Annotated in this window: 18 protein-coding genes; 9 read left to right on the forward strand and 9 right to left on the reverse strand. The window is 59.4% G+C overall.

All coding sequences use genetic code 11. From position 1 onward, the window contains the following. The first annotated feature begins 93 nt into the window (after positions 1–93). A complete protein-coding gene (locus D8779_RS19325) occupies positions 94–1,020 on the forward strand; it encodes a GGDEF domain-containing protein (RefSeq protein ID WP_136666206.1) in 927 nt (308 codons plus the stop codon). Positions 1,021–1,154: 134 nt separating this feature from the next. On the opposite strand, the gene rluB is transcribed toward D8779_RS19325, so the two are convergent. The 7 genes from rluB to D8779_RS19360 form a co-directional block, all read right to left on the reverse strand. Beyond that, complete coding sequence (gene rluB / locus D8779_RS19330) at positions 1,155–2,360, reverse strand: 23S rRNA pseudouridine(2605) synthase RluB (RefSeq protein ID WP_136666208.1); 1,206 nt, start codon at positions 2,358–2,360, stop codon at positions 1,155–1,157. A 132-nt stretch (positions 2,361–2,492) separates the two neighbouring features. Beyond that, positions 2,493–2,672 (reverse strand): DUF1289 domain-containing protein, encoded by a 180-nt coding sequence (locus D8779_RS19335; protein WP_136666210.1) that lies wholly within the window; start codon positions 2,670–2,672, stop codon positions 2,493–2,495. A 30-nt stretch (positions 2,673–2,702) separates the two neighbouring features. Next, on the reverse strand, positions 2,703–3,494 hold the full coding sequence (gene scpB, locus D8779_RS19340) for an SMC-Scp complex subunit ScpB (RefSeq protein WP_136666212.1): 792 nt from the start codon (positions 3,492–3,494) through the stop codon (positions 2,703–2,705). A gap of 2 nt (positions 3,495–3,496) precedes the next feature. Continuing rightward, positions 3,497–4,195 carry a segregation and condensation protein A gene (locus D8779_RS19345; protein ID WP_167492606.1) on the reverse strand — a complete coding sequence of 233 codons (699 nt, stop codon included), beginning with the start codon at positions 4,193–4,195 and terminating at the stop codon, positions 3,497–3,499. Positions 4,196–4,343: 148 nt separating this feature from the next. Then, positions 4,344–5,558: a tryptophan--tRNA ligase gene (locus tag D8779_RS19350; protein WP_136666216.1), complete on the reverse strand. Its 1,215-nt coding sequence runs from the start codon at positions 5,556–5,558 to the stop codon at positions 4,344–4,346. A 44-nt stretch (positions 5,559–5,602) separates the two neighbouring features. After that, entirely contained in the window at positions 5,603–6,232 is a 630-nt protein-coding gene (locus tag D8779_RS19355) for an L-threonylcarbamoyladenylate synthase (RefSeq protein ID WP_136666382.1), read from the reverse strand. A gap of 13 nt (positions 6,233–6,245) precedes the next feature. Further along, complete coding sequence (locus tag D8779_RS19360; RefSeq protein WP_136666218.1) at positions 6,246–7,109, reverse strand: PHP domain-containing protein; 864 nt, start codon at positions 7,107–7,109, stop codon at positions 6,246–6,248. 152 nt (positions 7,110–7,261) lie between these two features. On the opposite strand from D8779_RS19360, the gene D8779_RS19365 reads away from it, so the two are divergent. The 5 genes from D8779_RS19365 (at position 7,262) to D8779_RS19385 (ending at position 10,646) form a co-directional block, all read left to right on the forward strand. After that, the gene (locus D8779_RS19365) at positions 7,262–7,561 is read left to right on the forward strand and encodes a YciI family protein (protein WP_136666220.1); all 300 of its coding nucleotides are present in this window, start codon (positions 7,262–7,264) and stop codon (positions 7,559–7,561) included. 54 nt (positions 7,562–7,615) lie between these two features. Further along, on the forward strand, positions 7,616–8,017 hold the full coding sequence (locus tag D8779_RS19370) for an SH3 domain-containing protein (RefSeq protein ID WP_136666222.1): 402 nt from the start codon (positions 7,616–7,618) through the stop codon (positions 8,015–8,017). 3 nt (positions 8,018–8,020) lie between these two features. Beyond that, on the forward strand, positions 8,021–8,698 hold the full coding sequence (locus D8779_RS19375; protein ID WP_136666224.1) for a response regulator transcription factor: 678 nt from the start codon (positions 8,021–8,023) through the stop codon (positions 8,696–8,698). 118 nt (positions 8,699–8,816) lie between these two features. Continuing rightward, the gene (locus tag D8779_RS19380) at positions 8,817–9,227 is read left to right on the forward strand and encodes a Spy/CpxP family protein refolding chaperone (protein WP_136666226.1); all 411 of its coding nucleotides are present in this window, start codon (positions 8,817–8,819) and stop codon (positions 9,225–9,227) included. A gap of 75 nt (positions 9,228–9,302) precedes the next feature. Next, positions 9,303–10,646: a sensor histidine kinase gene (locus tag D8779_RS19385; protein ID WP_136666228.1), complete on the forward strand. Its 1,344-nt coding sequence runs from the start codon at positions 9,303–9,305 to the stop codon at positions 10,644–10,646. On the opposite strand, the gene D8779_RS19390 is transcribed toward D8779_RS19385, so the two are convergent. After that, positions 10,612–11,178 carry a nitroreductase family protein gene (locus D8779_RS19390; protein WP_136666230.1) on the reverse strand — a complete coding sequence of 189 codons (567 nt, stop codon included), beginning with the start codon at positions 11,176–11,178 and terminating at the stop codon, positions 10,612–10,614. The two genes, D8779_RS19385 and D8779_RS19390, sit on opposite strands and share 35 nt — an antisense overlap. Positions 11,179–11,549: 371 nt before the next feature. Here D8779_RS19390 and D8779_RS19395 point away from each other — a divergent pair, with 371 nt between their 5' ends. Both D8779_RS19395 and D8779_RS19400 read left to right on the forward strand, forming a co-directional pair. Continuing rightward, positions 11,550–13,004: a TrkH family potassium uptake protein gene (locus tag D8779_RS19395; RefSeq protein ID WP_136666232.1), complete on the forward strand. Its 1,455-nt coding sequence runs from the start codon at positions 11,550–11,552 to the stop codon at positions 13,002–13,004. A 68-nt stretch (positions 13,005–13,072) separates the two neighbouring features. Beyond that, positions 13,073–14,527: a TrkH family potassium uptake protein gene (locus D8779_RS19400; RefSeq protein ID WP_136666234.1), complete on the forward strand. Its 1,455-nt coding sequence runs from the start codon at positions 13,073–13,075 to the stop codon at positions 14,525–14,527. A 213-nt stretch (positions 14,528–14,740) separates the two neighbouring features. Here the strand turns inward: D8779_RS19400 and D8779_RS19405 are convergent, their stop codons facing one another. Then, positions 14,741–15,742 (reverse strand): AraC family transcriptional regulator, encoded by a 1,002-nt coding sequence (locus D8779_RS19405; RefSeq protein WP_136666237.1) that lies wholly within the window; start codon positions 15,740–15,742, stop codon positions 14,741–14,743. A gap of 157 nt (positions 15,743–15,899) precedes the next feature. On the opposite strand from D8779_RS19405, the gene D8779_RS19410 reads away from it, so the two are divergent. Then, positions 15,900–16,217, forward strand: coding sequence for an Mpo1-like protein (locus tag D8779_RS19410; protein ID WP_136666239.1), 318 nt, complete (start codon positions 15,900–15,902; stop codon positions 16,215–16,217). Positions 16,218–16,382 lie beyond the last annotated feature (165 nt).

A 16,382-nucleotide genomic window follows, 5' to 3' on the forward strand; every position in this document is an offset into this window, starting at 1 on the left:
TGAAATAAAACAACTTTTATCGAATTTTAACGATTGGCACGGAATTCGCTCTAGCTCAGTTATCGTCGCGTACTGCGCAAGAGGTAGAGTTTCATGGCCCCGTACAATCAATCCAACACCATCGACTTCGACGCAGCCAAATTGCAGCGTCTCGGCTATGCCGGGCGCATTCAGAAAACCCTGAAACCAGTCAGCTTGGCGCAATTACGCCAGCAACTGAGCCTGCGCCTGCAGACCTCCTTGGAAGCCGAGCGCATCCTCGAACTGTTTTTTACTGAAGTGCAGCGTCTGGTGCCATTGAGCGCAATGAGCTACCAATTAGCCTCCTGCGATTTGCGCCTAGACCTTGGCGAGCGCGCCAACCACTCGGCCGGCTACCGCCTGAACCATGAAGGTGAGTACCTGGGTGAGCTGACGTTCCGCCGCAACCAGCGTTTCAGCGAAGACGAGCTTGGCCAGCTCGAATCGCTGCTCGCCAGCCTGCTCTTCCCGCTGCGCAACGCCCTGCTCTACCGCGCAGCCCTGCAAAGTGCACTGCGTGATCCGTTGACCGAAACCGGCAACCGCATCGCCATGGAGCAAACCCTCAAGCGCGAGGTGGACATTGCCCGGCGCACACTGCAACCACTGTCTGTACTGATGGTCGACATCGACCACTTCAAACGCATCAACGACAGCCACGGCCACTTGGTCGGTGATGAGGCGTTGAAAGCCGTCGCCACCGCATTGAAAGACAGCCTGCGCAATGTCGATATGGTGTTCCGCTACGGTGGCGAGGAGTTTATGGTGCTGCTCTCCAACACCAGCCGCGAAGCCGCCTCGATGGTGGGGGAACGTCTGCGCATGGCCGTGCTGGGCATCCAGTACCTGGTCGAGAACCGCGCCATTGAGTTATCGGTCAGCCTCGGCTGCTCCACGCTGCTGCCAGGCGAGTCCATGGAAAGCCTGCTGCGTCGCGCTGACAAGGCGCTGTATATCTCCAAGCGCGATGGCCGTAATCGCCTGTCGATGGCCGGCTAAACGCAGCAGCCAGGAAAATGCTCGGAAGTGATGTTTAACGTCGTGCAGCGACGGCCCACAAAGTGGCGCGCCATGGATAGCAGGCCATAAAAAAGGCGACCCGAAGGTCGCCTTTTTTACATCTGCCGAAATGCTTACTCCGGCTTAGGGCCGCGTCCGAAGCCGGGGCGCTGACCTTCACGGGTCGGCGAACTGCGACGCTTGACCGGCGCACCCGCGGGCTTACGCGCCGGGCGATCAGTCAAACCAACACCTGGACGCTGCGCACCCGGTTTAGCGGGGCGTTTCTTGTTGACGTCACTCGGACGCTCAGCAACCGGCGTACCTTTGCTCTGCTCGTCGCGCGGCGCACGTGGGCTGCGCACCGGACGCTCACCACGCTCTGAACGCTCAGCCCCTTCACCACGTGTCGGACGCGAACGAGCTTGGTCACCCGCCCCAGCCGAACCTCCGCCATGGGCCGGACGCAAGGTCCGCTCCGGACGGGCCGCACGCCCCACCGGCTTAGCCGATTTACGCTGCAAACGGTCAAGCTTATCGCGGGCTTTCTCTTTCATATCCGGCAAGGCTACCGGCTTGAGGCCGACCTCTTCGCTGAGGATATCCACTTCACGCTGCCCCATTTCGCGCCAGCGACCCATGGTTAGGTCCGAGGTGATAAACACCGGGCCAAAACGCACGCGCTTCAGACGGCTAACCACCAGACCTTGGGATTCCCACAGGCGGCGCACTTCGCGGTTACGGCCTTCCATCACCACGCAGTGATACCAGTGGTTAAAGCCCACGCCACCCGGCGCGACTTTGATGTCAGTGAATTTGGCCGGGCCGTCTTCGAGCATAACGCCAGCTTTCAGGCGCTCGATCATCTCTTCGTCGACTTCACCACGCACGCGCACGGCGTACTCGCGGTCCATCTGGAAGGATGGGTGCATCAAGCGGTTGGCCAACTCACCGTCAGTGGTGAACATCAGCAAGCCGGTGGTATTGATGTCGAGGCGACCGATGTTGATCCAGCGGCCTTCTTTCGGCCGCGGCAGGCGGTCAAACACGGTCGGACGGCCTTCTGGGTCGTCACGGGTGCAGATCTCACCTTCGGGTTTGTTGTAGATGATCACGCGGCGCACGCTCTCGGCGCTTTCTTCGCGGCGAATCACCTTACCATCAACAGCAATCGCATCGTGCAGGTCGACGCGCACGCCAAGACTGGCAACGGCGCCGTTGACCTTGACGCGGCCAGCGCTGATCCAGGCTTCAATTTCACGGCGTGAAGCCAGGCCCATACGCGCCATGACTTTCTGCAGTTTTTCGCCTGCGGGACTGTATTCTTCAATTTCACTCATCTGGGCACCTCCCGGTGTTTTCTCTGGTGATAAGGACGGTTTAGGCACAGCCTATTCGTCGAAGGGGCGCGGAGCATACGCGAAACACGGCGCTCACGCACGAATTGAGGCTAGCCTCCTGATCGGTGGCCGTCAGCCTTTGCGCCGACCGATGGTCGCCAGGCTGAGCAAACGCATATTCGCCTCGGCCAACACGGCACGCCGGTCGGGCTTATAGAGCTTCTTCCAACCCTTGATCTCAGCCTTGCTGCGCCCGCAACCGAGACAAATATCGCGCTCGAACTTACACAGCTTGATGCAGGGATCTTTCACCGCACTAACGCCCTCGAGGCGGACTGCCTCTTAATCAGGCAGCTGTTCTTTATCCAAGGCCTCACAGGACTCCTCGGCGTCCTCATGCTCGTCATCTTGCTCGGGCAAATCGTCGAAGTCGGTCTTGAGGCCCTGCTCCATCGAGTCGAGTTCAGCCAGCAGGCTGCTGAAGCTGGTTTCCTCACCGGCTTCCACCGCCGGCTCATCGGCCATGGCCAGGTCGGCACGCGCCTGCAGGCTTTGCGGAGCGTCTAGATCATCCTCGAAGGCCAGCACCGGCTCCGGTTCCAGCTCGCGCAGGGCGGCCAATGGCGGTAATTGGTCGAGGCTTTTCAGGTTGAAATGGTCGAGAAAGGCTTTAGTAGTGGCGAACATGGCCGGCTTACCCGGTACATCGCGGTGGCCGACGACCCGAATCCACTCACGCTCCAACAAGGTTTTCACGATATGGCTGTTGACCGCCACACCGCGCACATCCTCGATCTCGCCCCGGGTAATCGGTTGACGGTAAGCAATCAGCGCCAATGTTTCGAGCATGGCGCGTGAGTAGCGCTGCGGTCGCTCCTCCCACAGACGGCCGACCCAAGGCGCGTACTTTTCACGCACTTGCAGGCGATAACCGGAAGCGACCTCGATAAGCTCGAACGCGCGGCCCTCACAGGATTTACCCAAGTGCACCAGGGCCTTCTTAAAAACCGCCGGCTCCGGCCGTTCAGCCTCTTCAAAGAGTTCAAACAGACGATCAAGCGATTGCGGCTTGCCGGACGCCAGTAGAAAGGCTTCAAGCAGGCTAGCCAGCTCACGAGGTTCATTAAGATTCATGCTTACTCAGCCCGAGCACGTACATGGATGGGCCCGAAAGCCTCGTTTTGCACCAGCTCGACCAAGGACTCCTTGATCAACTCCAGCACCGCCATAAAGGTCACCACGACCCCAAGTTTGCCTTCTTCAGCGCTGAACAGGCTGACAAAGGGCACAAACGCACCGCCTTTGAGGCGTTCAAGCACTTCACTCATGCGCTCGCGGGTCGACAGCGTCTCACGCGTGACCTGATGGCTCTCAAACATGTCGGCGCGGCGCAACACCTCGGCCATCGACAACAGCACCTCTTCCAAACTGACATCCGGCAACAGCTTGCGTGCCCGCGCCTCGGGGGCATCCAGGCGCGGCACAGTGAGGTCACGCCCCACCCGACTGAGCCCATCGATACCTTCAGCCGCCGCTTTGTAACGTTCATATTCTTGCAGACGGCGAATCAGCTCGGCGCGTGGATCATCTTCCTCGGCCTCCACTTCACTGGAACGCGGCAATAGCATGCGGGACTTGATCTCGGCGAGCATGGCCGCCATCACTAGGTACTCGGCCGCCAGTTCCAAACGCACGGTTTGCATCAGCTCGACATAGCCCATGTACTGACGCGTGATCTCGGCAACCGGGATGTCCAGCACATCGATGTTCTGTTTGCGGATCAGGTACAGCAGCAGATCCAGCGGGCCCTCGAAGGCTTCGAGAAAAACCTCCAGGGCATCCGGCGGGATGTACAGGTCCAGCGGCATTTCGGTAACAGCCTGCCCATACACCAAGGCAAATGGCAGCTCCTGCTGGGCATTGGCCTGGCTATCGGGGGTTTCCTGGGTGAGCGCGCTGGACATGGTTGTTCTCGAAATAGCTTCAGCGGTAATTCAAGCCAAGGGCAAGACGCACTTCGCTAAGGGTCTCGCGCGCCTCGGAGCGCGCCTTGTCGGCGCCATCGGCAAGAATCTGCCGCACCAGATCGGGGCTGTCCTGATAATCGGCAGCGCGCGCCTGCAGCGGCTGCAGTTCAAGCTGCACAGCATCGCTCAACGGACCTTTACACTCCAGGCAACCGATACTGGCGTTGCGGCAGCCTTGCAGCACCCATTGGCAGGTGTCGTTGCTGGAGTACAGCTGATGCAACGGCCATACCGGGCAATTCGCCGGGTTGCCGGGGTCATCACGGTGCACCCGCGCCGGATCGGTCGGCATACGCCGAATCTTTTCCTCGATCACAGGCCCGCTGTCACGCAGAAATATCGCGTTGTTGTTGGACTTGGACATCTTGCTGCCATCCAGCCCCAATAACTTGGGCGAATCACCGAGCAAGGCTTGCGGCTCGACCAGCAAAATTTTGCCGCCGCCCTCAAGGTAGCCATAGAGGCGCTCTTTATCGCCGAGGGTGATGCTTTGCTGATCCTTGAGTAAGGCGCGAGCGGTTTCCAGCGCCTCACCGTCGCCTTGTTCCTGATAAGCCTTGCGCAAGTTGTTGTAGAGCGTGGCGGTCTTCTTGCCGAGTTTAATAATCGCGGCTTCAGCCTTTTCCTCAAAGCCTGGCTCGCGACCATATAAATGGTTAAAGCGCCGCGCCACATCCCGAGCAAACTCGATATGCGCCAGCTGATCGCTGCCCACCGGCACGACGCCAGCGCGGTACAGCAAAATGTCTGCCGCCTGCAGCAAGGGATAACCGAGAAAGCCGAAGGTACTGAGGTCTTTGCCGTGCAGCTGTTCCTGCTGCTCTTTGTAGGATGGCACCCGCTCCAACCAGCTGAGCGGGCAGATCATCGACAACAGCAAGTGCAACTCAGCGTGCTCAGGCACTTGCGACTGAATAAACAGCGTCGCTGAGCTGGGGCTGACCCCTGCCGCCAACCAGTCCACGGCCATGTCCATGACCCGCTGGGACAGCGGGCCGACATCATCGTAGTCCGTGGTCAGGGCGTGCAGGTCAACGATGCAGAAAAAGCATTCGTAGCTGTGCTGCAGCTTCACCCAATTTTTCAGTACACCCTGATAATGCCCCAGGTGCAGCAGTCCACTCGGGCGCATGCCAGACAACACACGGCGTTCAGCGTCAACAAGACTCAAAACCTATTACCTGAAAGAACAAGAGAGGGCGATTATAGCCAGGATCAAGCGTCATCCGTAAAAGGCGACGGGTCGCCGCAACCGACCCGAAACACTTGCGGCTCATCGTCGAGCAGGCTGACCACAGTGGAAGCCTCTAACCCACCGAAGCCGCCATCAATGATCAGGTCAACTTGATGCTCCAGCATTTGCCGCATCTCGTAAGGGTCGCTCATCGGTAGTTCCTCACCCGGCATGATCAAGCTGACGCTCATCAGTGGCTCGTTGAGTTCTTCCAACAGCGCCATGGCAATCGGATGGCTGGGCACGCGCAGACCAATGGTGCGGCGCTTGGCATGCAGCAACATGCGCGGCACTTCACGCGTGGCATTGAGGATAAACGTGTAAGGCCCTGGGGTATGCCCCTTGAGCAGGCGAAACGCCGCAGTATCGACCTTGGCGAAGGTGCTCAGCTGCGACAGGTCGCGGCATACCAGGGTGAAATTGTGTTTGTCATCGAGCTGGCGCAGACGGCGAATGCGCTCTATCGCGCTCTTGTCACCAATATGGCAGCCCACTGCGTAGGAAGAATCGGTGGGATATATCACCACCCCGCCACCGCGGATAATTTCTGCCGCCTGTTTGATCAGGCGTGCCTGTGGGTTTTCCGGATGAATCTGGAAGAATTGGCTCACGCTGAGGCCCTGGTCAATTTGCAGTAGGCTGCTGGACATGTTTAAACCGTGCCCACAGGGGCGGTAGATCCTCGGGAACGGGGCGATAAACACCCAACTCAGACCACTGACCCGGCGCATGAAAATCACTGCCCGCGGTGACAAACATGCCGAACTCGCGCGCCAGAATCGACAGACTACCAACCTGATCGGCCGGCTGCATGCCGTTAACCACCTCCAGCGAATGCCCACCGGCACCGACAAAGTCGGCGATCAATTTGCGTCGTTTACTGCGAGTAAAGTCGTACTGCCAAGGATGCGCCAGGCTGACCCAGGCGCCGGCGCGGCGCAGGGTGTCGACCGCTTGGGCCAACTCCGGCCAATGCTGCTTCACATCACCCAGCTTGCCCGAGCCCAACCACTTGCGAAAGGCTTCAGCACGGTCCTTCACATGGCCATTGCGCACCAAAAAATCAGCGAAGTGCGGGCGCGCCGGAGCATTGCCACTGTCGCCCAGCTCTTGCTGCAGAGCACGCGCGCCCTCCAGCGCACCGGGCATGCCCTTGGCGTCCAGGCGCTTGGCGATTTCCGCTGCGCGCAACCAGCGCCCCTCATGTAACTCGGCAATCGACTGCTGCAAGGCCGGCGCATCACGATTAAAGGCATAACCCAGCACATGGATGGTTGCCCCACCCCAGGTGCAAGACAACTCGATGCCATTGATCAATTGCATGCCCAAAGCGGCGGCGGCAGCGTGTGCCTCATCCAGCCCTTCGAGGGTATCGTGATCGGTCAGCGCCAGCATCCGCACGCCCCGCTCATGCGCCCGCGCCACCACCACAGCGGGCGCGAGCGCACCATCTGAAGCAGTACTGTGGCAATGCAAGTCAACATCCATAAGGGCTACTTTCCGAGTCATTTATGCTTGTTATTATGCCGGTAGATGTGGATTCTTGCTGGCTTGCGCCATTATTTCCTCGCCGTAGCCAATCTAGGCGGCCTTTCTCGCCTGGCTGCGGCCTGTTTTAACGCCCTTTATTAAGGACTGAGATGCTCTACGCGATCATTGCCACCGATGTGGAAAACTCCCTGGAAAGCCGCCTGGCAGCACGGCCAGCGCACCTTGCGCGGCTTGAGCAACTTAAAACCGAAGGCCGTTTGATTCTCGCAGGCCCCCACCCTGCCGTTGACAGCAATGACCCAGGCCCTGCGGGTTTTTCGGGCAGTCTGATCGTCGCCGAGTTCGAATCGCTGCTCGCCGCCCAGCAATGGGCCGATGCCGATCCTTACCGTGCGGCCGGGGTGTATGCCTCGGTATTGGTAAAACCTTTCAAGCTGGTCTTGCCTTAGCGTTATCTGTTTCATTGCACAAACCATAACAACAATTAAAAAATAGGAGTTCCGATGCGTCCAGGCCCGCTGTTTCTGCTCTTGACCCTGTGCTTGCCAGCCTTTGCTGTAGCCGAAGAAAGCCCACCGCAACCTTTGGCAGAAAACACCTCGGCGCAGGCACAAATCGATGATTTGGAGCAACGTCTGGCGCTCAGCGAAGAGCAACGCAACGCCCTCAGCACAGAACTGCAAAACACCGCCAACGAACATGAAACCGCACAATTGCAGCGCCTGCGCCAGGACAACCAGCGCCTCAAACTGCAATTGAAGAAAGCCCAAGCCAGCGCCCCGCCCCCCTTGATCAGCGAACAACAGATGTGGTTTGCCACGGGCGCAGGTGCCGGCCTACTGGGTGTGATTATCGGGGCACTGTTACGCAACGGCCGCCGATCACGTAAAGAGTGGCTTAACTGACCCATGAGCGATCTGTTATTAATCGACGACGATGTCGAACTATGCGAGCTGCTGACCAGTTGGCTGACCCAGGAAGGCTTTCGAGTCAGCGCTTGCCATGACGGCCACAGTGCACGTCAGGCTCTCGCCCAGCTCAGCCCCGATGCGGTAGTGCTGGATGTGATGCTGCCAGATGGCAGTGGCCTAGAGCTGCTCAAGCAGTTGCGCAGCGATCATCCGGAGCTACCGGTATTGATGCTCTCCGCCCGCGGCGAGCCGCTAGACCGAATTCTGGGTTTAGAGTTGGGCGCCGATGATTACCTGGCTAAGCCCTGTGACCCACGCGAACTCACGGCACGTTTACGCGCAGTACTGCGCCGCAGCCTGGTAGCCACCCCCAGCAGCCCACTTGACCTTGGCGACCTGCACTACAGCCAGGCCCGCGGCACCGTCACTCTGGGCGAACAAGACATCCTGCTGACCCTCTCGGAAAGCCGCATCCTTGAAGCGCTGCTGCAACATCCAGGCGAGCCGGTGGATAAACAAGCGCTGGCGCAGCTGGCTCTAGGCCGCAAACTCACCCTGTATGACCGCAGCCTGGATATGCACGTCAGTAACCTGCGCAAGAAGCTCGGACCACATGCCGACGGCCGTCAGCGCATCCTGGCGCTGCGCAGCCGCGGCTACTACTACAGCGTCTGAACCAATAAGTACCCTGCGGCCTTTACCGAAGCTTTACCTTGCCCTGACTGCCCTTGACCTTGACCGCCCTAGACTGGGCTCATCCGGTGTTTACCGGTTTCAGACAAGGAGACACACCATGCGCAAGACCCTTACCGCAGTACTGCTCGCCCTGACCCTGCCGACTCTGGCCATGGCCATGCCCGAAGATGGCCCGCGTCATGGCGGCGGCGAGCACGGTTCCCGCATGTTCAAAGAGCTCGACCTGAGCAAAGAACAGCAGCGCGATATCCGTAAGCTAATGGGCGAGCAGATGAAAGGCCGCCATGAGATCACCAAACGCTACCTGGACAAGCTGCCAGCTGCTGAGCAGAAAGCCATGCAGGACGAATTGAAAGCCGCCAAGGACAAGCAGCACAGCGCCATCCGTGCCCTGCTCAAGCCAGAACAGCAGAAAGCTTTCGACGAGCACCAGAAGAAGATGGAAGTGCGCCGCACCGAGCAGCAGGCATTCAAAGCCTGGCAGGCCGATCAGGCGAAAAAGAACTAACCCGGGCACTGTTGCCTTTACGCCCATCACGCTGCAAAGCCTGATGGGCGTAGTCATTACGATTAAGGAGCCACCGTGCGGTCACTGTTCTGGCGCATCTTTGCGAGCTTCTGGCTGGCTATTGCCCTGGTTGCCGGATTGAGCCTGCTGCTGGGGCGCATGCTCAATCAAGACGCTTGGCTGCTCAGCCAGCACCCGGCATTACAGAACTTCGCCGAGAAGTGGGTGCAACGCTACGAGACACAGGGCCCGCAAGCGGCTCAGGCACTGCTGGAACAGCGCAAACGTAAGTTTCGTATCGACGTGCAAGTGCTCGATGACAGCGGCCAGCCACTGGTCGACGGCACCTTCCCGCCTCGCGCGGCAGCCTTCGAGGCGCGCCACCGCAATGAAAAGCGCCTGCCCTGGCGTCGACTGAGTGCCGATTACACCAGTGCGCAGAGCGGCGAAACCTACTTGTTGATTTACCGTATCCCGCTGCCCGAGATCGCCGCCTGGCAGCGCAGCAGCTTGCTCTGGCCGCTGAGTGCATTGGGCATCGCCATACTGGTATTGACCCTGCTCAGCCTCTGGCTGACGTTGTCCATTACCCGCCCCTTGAATCGGCTACGCGGCGCCGTACACGACCTGGGGCAAACGGCCTATCAGCAGAACAGCCTGGCCAAATTGGCCGAGCGGCGTGACGAACTTGGCGTACTTGCGGCCGACTTCAACCGCATGGGCGAGCGGGTGCAGGGTCTAATCAGCAGCCAGCGCCAGCTGCTGCGCGATGTGTCCCATGAACTGCGTTCACCCCTGGCGCGCTTGCGTATTGCCCTCGCGCTGACCGAGCGCGCTGATGCCGCAGAACGGGAAAAATACTGGCCGCGCCTGAGCCAGGAGTGCGACCGCCTGGAAGCCCTGATCAGTGAAATTCTCGCCCTTGCCCGTCTCGACGCCGAACCGGGCGCAGCGCAACCCATTGATCTCGACACGCTGCTGCGCACGCTGCAAGACGACGCGCACCTGGATGCGCCACAACAAGTGATTAAGATTCAGCTAGACAGCGGCCTGCAACCCTTCGGCTGGCCGGACATGCTGCAACGCGCGATGGATAATCTGCTACGCAATGCACTGCGCTTTAACCCCGCAGGCCAAACCATCGAATTGACTGCCCGCAAAGACGCCGAGCAGCTATGCCTGAGCGTGCGCGACCACGGTCCTGGCGCTGCCCCCGAGCAGCTTGCGCGCTTTGGCGAGCCGTTCTATCGCGCCCCCGGCCAGACCAGCAGTGGTCATGGCCTGGGCTTGGCCATCGCTCGGCGTGCCGCGCAGCGGCATGGCGGTGAACTTGAGCTAAGTAACCATGCGCAAGGCGGCTTTATCGCCACCCTACGCTTGCCCCTCACTCAGCCGAATCAATTAGCGGCCAAGCCCTGACAAAGTCACTCACCTGCACCTGCGGTACCGCACGCAACTCACGCTCTGGCGTGCCCAGGTAGAGGTACGCAATCAGCTGCTCATCGCCATCCAGGCCAAGCCCCGCAGCAACTTGCGGGTTGTAGGCCATGTCGCCAGTACGCCAGACCGCTCCTATGCCTTGGGCATGAGCCGCCAGCAGAATACCGTGGGCCGCACAGCCGGCAGCCAACATCTGCTCTTGCGCTGGCACTTTATGGTTGGCTTGCACGCGGGCAATGACCAGCACCAGCAACGGCGCGCGCAGCGGCATCGCGCGGGCCTTGGCCACCGCTTCGGGGCTGGCATCGGCCGGTAGGGCACGGGCAAACAGCTCGCCTAATTGCGCCAACGCCTCGCCTTCAACGGTGAGAAAGCGCCAGGGGCGCAATTGACCATGATCAGGCGCACGCAAGGCCGCACGAAACAACAGCTCGCGCTGTGCAGCATCGGGTGCCGGCGCCGTCAGGCGCGGCGCGGAAACACGGTTAAGCAGCGCATCAAGAGCGTCCATCAGCCACCTCATCTATCCAATCAGGGGGCCATTCTAGTGCCTGCACGGTGTTGACGGGTAACCGGGGCTCCAACCAACCACCGCGACAACACATGTGTGGCGCCAGATCATGCACACCCGACTCATCACCTCGCCACGAATTGATACTCAGCCCAGTCCATCGCTCACGACAACCCACGCGCTGGCGCCATCGCTCAAGCCAGAATGGTGTTTGGGCATGACTGGCCGGCCCAGAAACGCTATAGACCTGCAGCGGACCGTTATTTCATGACCCAGCACATGCCCAAATACCCGCACCGCAGCATCTGTACAGTGACTACAGCCCGCGTAGAATGACGCCCCTTTGCCCCACCAGAGCTTGAGCCGAATCCATGTCATTGCCGACGCTGCGCATCATTGCTTTTATTCTCGGCATATTCCTGATCACCCTGGCAGTCAGCATGTTGATCCCCATGCTGACGCTGCTGCTCTATTCACGCACTGACGATATCGACGCCTTTCTCTGGTCCAGCCTGGTGACGGCCGTAGCCGGGGTTATCATGGTCGCTCCCGGACGGCCGCAAGACGCCCAGTTACGCCCGCGCGACATGTACCTGCTAACCACTGGCAGCTGGCTGGTGGTGTGCATCTTCGCCGCCCTACCGATGGTGCTGATCCACCACATCAGCTACACCGACGCCTTTTTCGAAACCATGTCCGGCGTCACCACAACAGGCTCGACCGTACTCTCTGGCCTGGACCAGGCCTCCCCCGGTTTGCTGATCTGGCGCTCGATGCTGCAATGGCTGGGTGGCATCGGCTTTATCGGCATGGCAGTGGCGATTCTGCCGCTGCTGCGGGTCGGCGGCATGCGCCTGTTCCAGACCGAATCATCGGATTGGGGCGAGAAGGTCATGCCGCGCTCGCACATGGCCGCCAAATACATCCTGTTTATTTACTTGGGTTTGACCCTAAGCGGTTTCTTCGGCTTTTGGCTGGCCGGCATGACGCCTTTTGATGCGATCAACCATGCAATGACGTCCATCTCCACCGGCGGCTACTCGACCTCAGACGCCTCACTGGCGAACTGGAGCCAACCGGCCGTGCATTGGGTAGCCGTGGCGCTGATGATCAGCGGCGGCCTGCCCTTTACCCTGTATGTCGCCACCCTGCGCGGCAATCGGCGGGCGCTGTACAAGGACCACCAGGTGCGTGGCTTCCTCGGTTTTCTGCTGGCCACTTGGCTGATTGTCGGCACGTGGCTGTGGCTGCATTCGGACAACAGTTGGCTGGATGCTTTTCGTATCGTGGCGGTGAATATCACTTCAGTGGTCACCACCACCGGTTTCGCATTGGGCGACTACACCACCTGGGGCAGCTTTGCCGTGCTGCTGTTTTTCTACCTGACCTTTGTCGGCGGCTGTTCAGGCTCCACCTCCGGCGGTTTGAAAATCTTCCGTTTCCAGGTCGCCTACGTGCTGCTCAGGGCTAACTTGCAGCAATTGGTGCACCCGCGCGCCGTGATCAAGCAGCAATACAACAACCACAACCTTGATGAAGAGATTGTGCGTTCGTTGATCACCTTTTCCTTTTTCTTCACCATTACCATCGGCGTGATTGCCCTCGGCCTCACGCTAATTGGCCTGGACTGGGTCACAGCTCTAACCGGCGCCGCGACGGCGGTGTGTAACGTGGGTCCTGGGCTGGGCCCGATTATTGGCCCGGCCGGTAATTTCTCCAGCCTTCCTGATGCCGCAAAATGGCTGCTGACCATTGGCATGTTGTTGGGCCGACTGGAGATTCTTACCGTGCTGGTCCTGGTCACACGCTCGTTCTGGCGGCACTGAACACAAACGTTCACCTATGGGCTTATGGCCTCTAGACTCACCCTATTACTGCAACGGAATCTGCTTCGATGGCTTGGCCGACCTTACGGATCATCGCGTTTATCAACGGCATCTTTCTGCTGACCTTGGCGATCAGCATGGCCGTACCCATGTTGACCCTGGTGCTGTTCGAGCGGCCTAACGAACTCAATGCCTTTCTCTGGTCCAGCCTGATCACCTTTGTTGCCGGGATCACGATGATTGCCCAGGGCCGCCCGAAGGACGTGCAACTGCGGCCCCGGGACATGTATCTGCTGACAGTGTCCAGCTGGGTGCTGGTGGGACTCTTCGCCGCCTTGCCTTTTATGTTTTCCCAGCGCCTGAGCGTCACCGATGCGGTGTTTGAAAGCATGTCGGGCATCACCGCGACCGGGGCCACCATACTCAGCGGCCTGGACAACATGTCGCCGGGCATTCTGATCTGGCGCTCGCTCCTGCACTGGCTCGGCGGCATTGGCTTTATCGCCATGGCCGTTGCGATTCTGCCCATGCTGCGTATCGGTGGCATGCGCCTGTTCCAGACCGAGTCGTCGGATCGCTCCGAGAAGATCATGCCGCGCTCGCACATGGTCGCCAAATACATGGTCGCCGCCTATGTCGGTATCAGCCTCCTCGGTTGCCTGGCGCTTTGGCTAGCAGGCATGGGGGTGTTCGATGCGATCAACCACACCATGTCAGCCATCGCTACCGGCGGGTTTTCCACCTCAGACCAGTCAGTTGGCAAATGGACAGAACCTGCGGTGCACTGGGTCACCATTGTGCTGATGATCCTTGGCAGCGTGCCATTTGTGCTGTTTGCCTCGATGTTGCGCGGCAACTACAAGGCGCTGATCAGAGACCAACAGGTGCGGGGTTTTATCGCCATCTTGCTGACCACCTGGCTGCTGCTCGGCACCTGGTACTACCTGAGCACCGAACTGCATTGGCTCGAAGCCATTCGCCACGTGGCGTTCAACAGCACCTCAATTATGACTACCACCGGCTTTGCCTTAGGCGATTACACGCTATGGGGCGGTTTTGCCGGCATGCTGTTCTTCTATCTGGGTTTTATCGGCGGCTGTTCAGGCTCAACGGCCGGCGGCTTGAAGATTTTCCGCTTCCAGGTTGCCTACGTTCTGCTCAGGGCCAACCTGATGCAGCTGATCCACCCACGCGCGGTAATCAAGCAGCAGTACAACCGTCATCACCTGGATGAAGACATCGTCCGCTCGATTCTGACCTTCTCGTTCTTCTTCACCATCACCATCGCCGTGCTGGCGTTGGGCTTGACGCTCTGTGGGCTGGACTGGATTACCGCACTCAGCGGCGCAGCCAGCACGGTTTCTGGCGTAGGCCCCGGCATGGGCCCGATCATCGGCCCGGCGGGCAACTTCTCCAGTCTGCCGGATACGGCTAAATGGCTGCTGACCTTCGGCATGCTGCTCGGCCGCCTGGAAATCCTCACCGTATTGGTACTGATGCTTCCGGCCTTCTGGCGACACTAAGAATCTATTTACGATCTGCTGCGCGTCGGCCCTGCTGCGTTAAAAACAGGCTCGGCAAGCCGCTTGCGGCTAACGCGCTTTAGCGCGACCCGAAGGGCGAGTGAAACGAGTAATGCTCATGTACAACAGTACACTCCGCTTCCTCGCCTGTTTTGCCTTGCACGGCTCTAGCTCGCAAGATCGTAAACAGATTCTGAAAACCACGATGCATAGTTAAAGACGCGCGCGATATTCACCTGGCGTGGTGTCAAACCAGCGGCGAAACGCACGAAAAAAATTGCTGGGGTCTGAGAAGCCCAGCAAATAGGAAATTTCCAGCAAGGTCAGGTTCGCCTGCCCCAGGTACTGCCCGGCCAGCTCGCGGCGGGTGTCATCGAGCAGGTGCTGATAACTGGTGCCCTCATCCTGCAAACGCCGCTGCAAGGTGCGTTCGGACAATAACAATGCCTGCGCCACAGCCTCACGCTTGGGCTCGCCTTGAGGCAGCAAGCGGCATAAGACCTGACGCACCTGATGGGTCACCCGCGTGCCGGAAAAACGCGCCAGGTAATCGCCGGCAAAACGGTCATGCAGCTGCGCCAAAGCCTCGTTAGCCGATGGCAACGGTGCATCCAGGTCAGCCCGCTCGAACAACAGCGCATAGTGCTCGGCATTGAATTTAAGCGGGCACTGAAAAACCTCGCGGTAGGGCTCTAGGTCCTCCGGCGGCGGCCCCATCAAACTGATCAATCGTGGCCGTAACGGTTTACCGGTGAGCCAGCGACAGAACGCCAGGGAATGCGCCAATGACGCCTCAGCACTCTGGCGGGCAGAGGGTAAGCGGTCCCCGTGAATCGCTAGAACCATCTCATACCCTTCAGGGGTCGGATGAAAGCTCAGGTCAGCACCCTCGCCGATAATCCGTTGATAGCGCACCAGCCGGGTAAAGCCTTCCTGCAGGTTACGGCTGGACATCACCGCATACCCCACCACGTTAAACGAGGAGGGGCGTAAGGTTTTCGCCATATTCAGGCCAATCGCCGGATTGCCAGAAGCCTCTACGGCCATATGCCATAGACGGGTCATGGCGTCCTGCGGGAAGCGCGCGTCGGCATCACCGAGCGCGGCGTAGTCCAGACCCAGCTGGGCAAACAGGTTGCGGCAATCGACACCGCCAAGCTCTAACGCCTGCACAATACCGGAGGCCCAACTTGAAGATGTGGTGCGTTCGCTCATGGCGTTTTCTTATTGTGAGTCAGCAAAAAGGGCGACCGAAGGATACTAAACTGGCACCGAATGTCAGTGGCCTAACGCGTCAGTCAACCTAGACTGCAAGTAACCCGCAGTGACTGCAATCACTGCCGTCCACCGAACAATAAACAGGAGGCCTGCCATGACCACTGAAACCCAGCAGCGCTACGCCAGCTTTGCCGAGTTCTACCCCTATTATCTGCAGGAACACAGCAACGCCACCTGCCGCCGTCTGCATTATGTCGGCAGCCTGCTCGTACTGGCTGTTCTGGGTTATGCCTTGGGTACCCAACAATGGCTCTGGCTATTGGCCATTCCTCTATTGGGGTACGGTTTTGCTTGGATTGGCCACTTTGTTTTTGAAAAAAACCGCCCTGCCACCTTCGACTACCCCCTCTACTCGCTGATGGCGGACTGGGTGATGCTCAAGGACGCCTTCACCGGGCGCATCAAGTTCTAGGACCGTTGCTGCTGCGCAACCCTGATCCGGCCTACCGCCTCAGTCGACCGCTGAACTTGGCCGTGCTGCCGTTCAGCTGACACGCTTGGCGGTTCTGGTTGGCTTGGTTATGATCCCCAGCTATTTGCGCAGCCACCACACTGCGCTAGCCAGGCACCCAGTTAG

The sequence above is a fragment of the Pseudomonas leptonychotis genome (assembly GCF_004920405.1).
GTDB lineage: Bacteria > Pseudomonadota > Gammaproteobacteria > Pseudomonadales > Pseudomonadaceae > Aquipseudomonas > Aquipseudomonas leptonychotis.

Coding starts and splice junctions, on each gene's coding strand:
- D8779_RS19400 (WP_136666234.1), top strand. CDS start 13,073: ATGGCTTGGCCGACCTTACGGATCATCGCGTTTATCAACGGCATCTTT.
- D8779_RS19370 (WP_136666222.1), top strand. CDS start 7,616: ATGCGTCCAGGCCCGCTGTTTCTGCTCTTGACCCTGTGCTTGCCAGCC.
- D8779_RS19405 (WP_136666237.1), bottom strand. CDS start 15,742: ATGAGCGAACGCACCACATCTTCAAGTTGGGCCTCCGGTATTGTGCAG.
- D8779_RS19375 (WP_136666224.1), top strand. CDS start 8,021: ATGAGCGATCTGTTATTAATCGACGACGATGTCGAACTATGCGAGCTG.
- D8779_RS19325 (WP_136666206.1), top strand. CDS start 94: ATGGCCCCGTACAATCAATCCAACACCATCGACTTCGACGCAGCCAAA.
- rluB (WP_136666208.1), bottom strand. CDS start 2,360: ATGAGTGAAATTGAAGAATACAGTCCCGCAGGCGAAAAACTGCAGAAA.
- D8779_RS19380 (WP_136666226.1), top strand. CDS start 8,817: ATGCGCAAGACCCTTACCGCAGTACTGCTCGCCCTGACCCTGCCGACT.
- D8779_RS19365 (WP_136666220.1), top strand. CDS start 7,262: ATGCTCTACGCGATCATTGCCACCGATGTGGAAAACTCCCTGGAAAGC.
- D8779_RS19395 (WP_136666232.1), top strand. CDS start 11,550: ATGTCATTGCCGACGCTGCGCATCATTGCTTTTATTCTCGGCATATTC.
- D8779_RS19360 (WP_136666218.1), bottom strand. CDS start 7,109: ATGGATGTTGACTTGCATTGCCACAGTACTGCTTCAGATGGTGCGCTC.
- scpB (WP_136666212.1), bottom strand. CDS start 3,494: ATGAATCTTAATGAACCTCGTGAGCTGGCTAGCCTGCTTGAAGCCTTT.
- D8779_RS19410 (WP_136666239.1), top strand. CDS start 15,900: ATGACCACTGAAACCCAGCAGCGCTACGCCAGCTTTGCCGAGTTCTAC.
- D8779_RS19390 (WP_136666230.1), bottom strand. CDS start 11,178: ATGGACGCTCTTGATGCGCTGCTTAACCGTGTTTCCGCGCCGCGCCTG.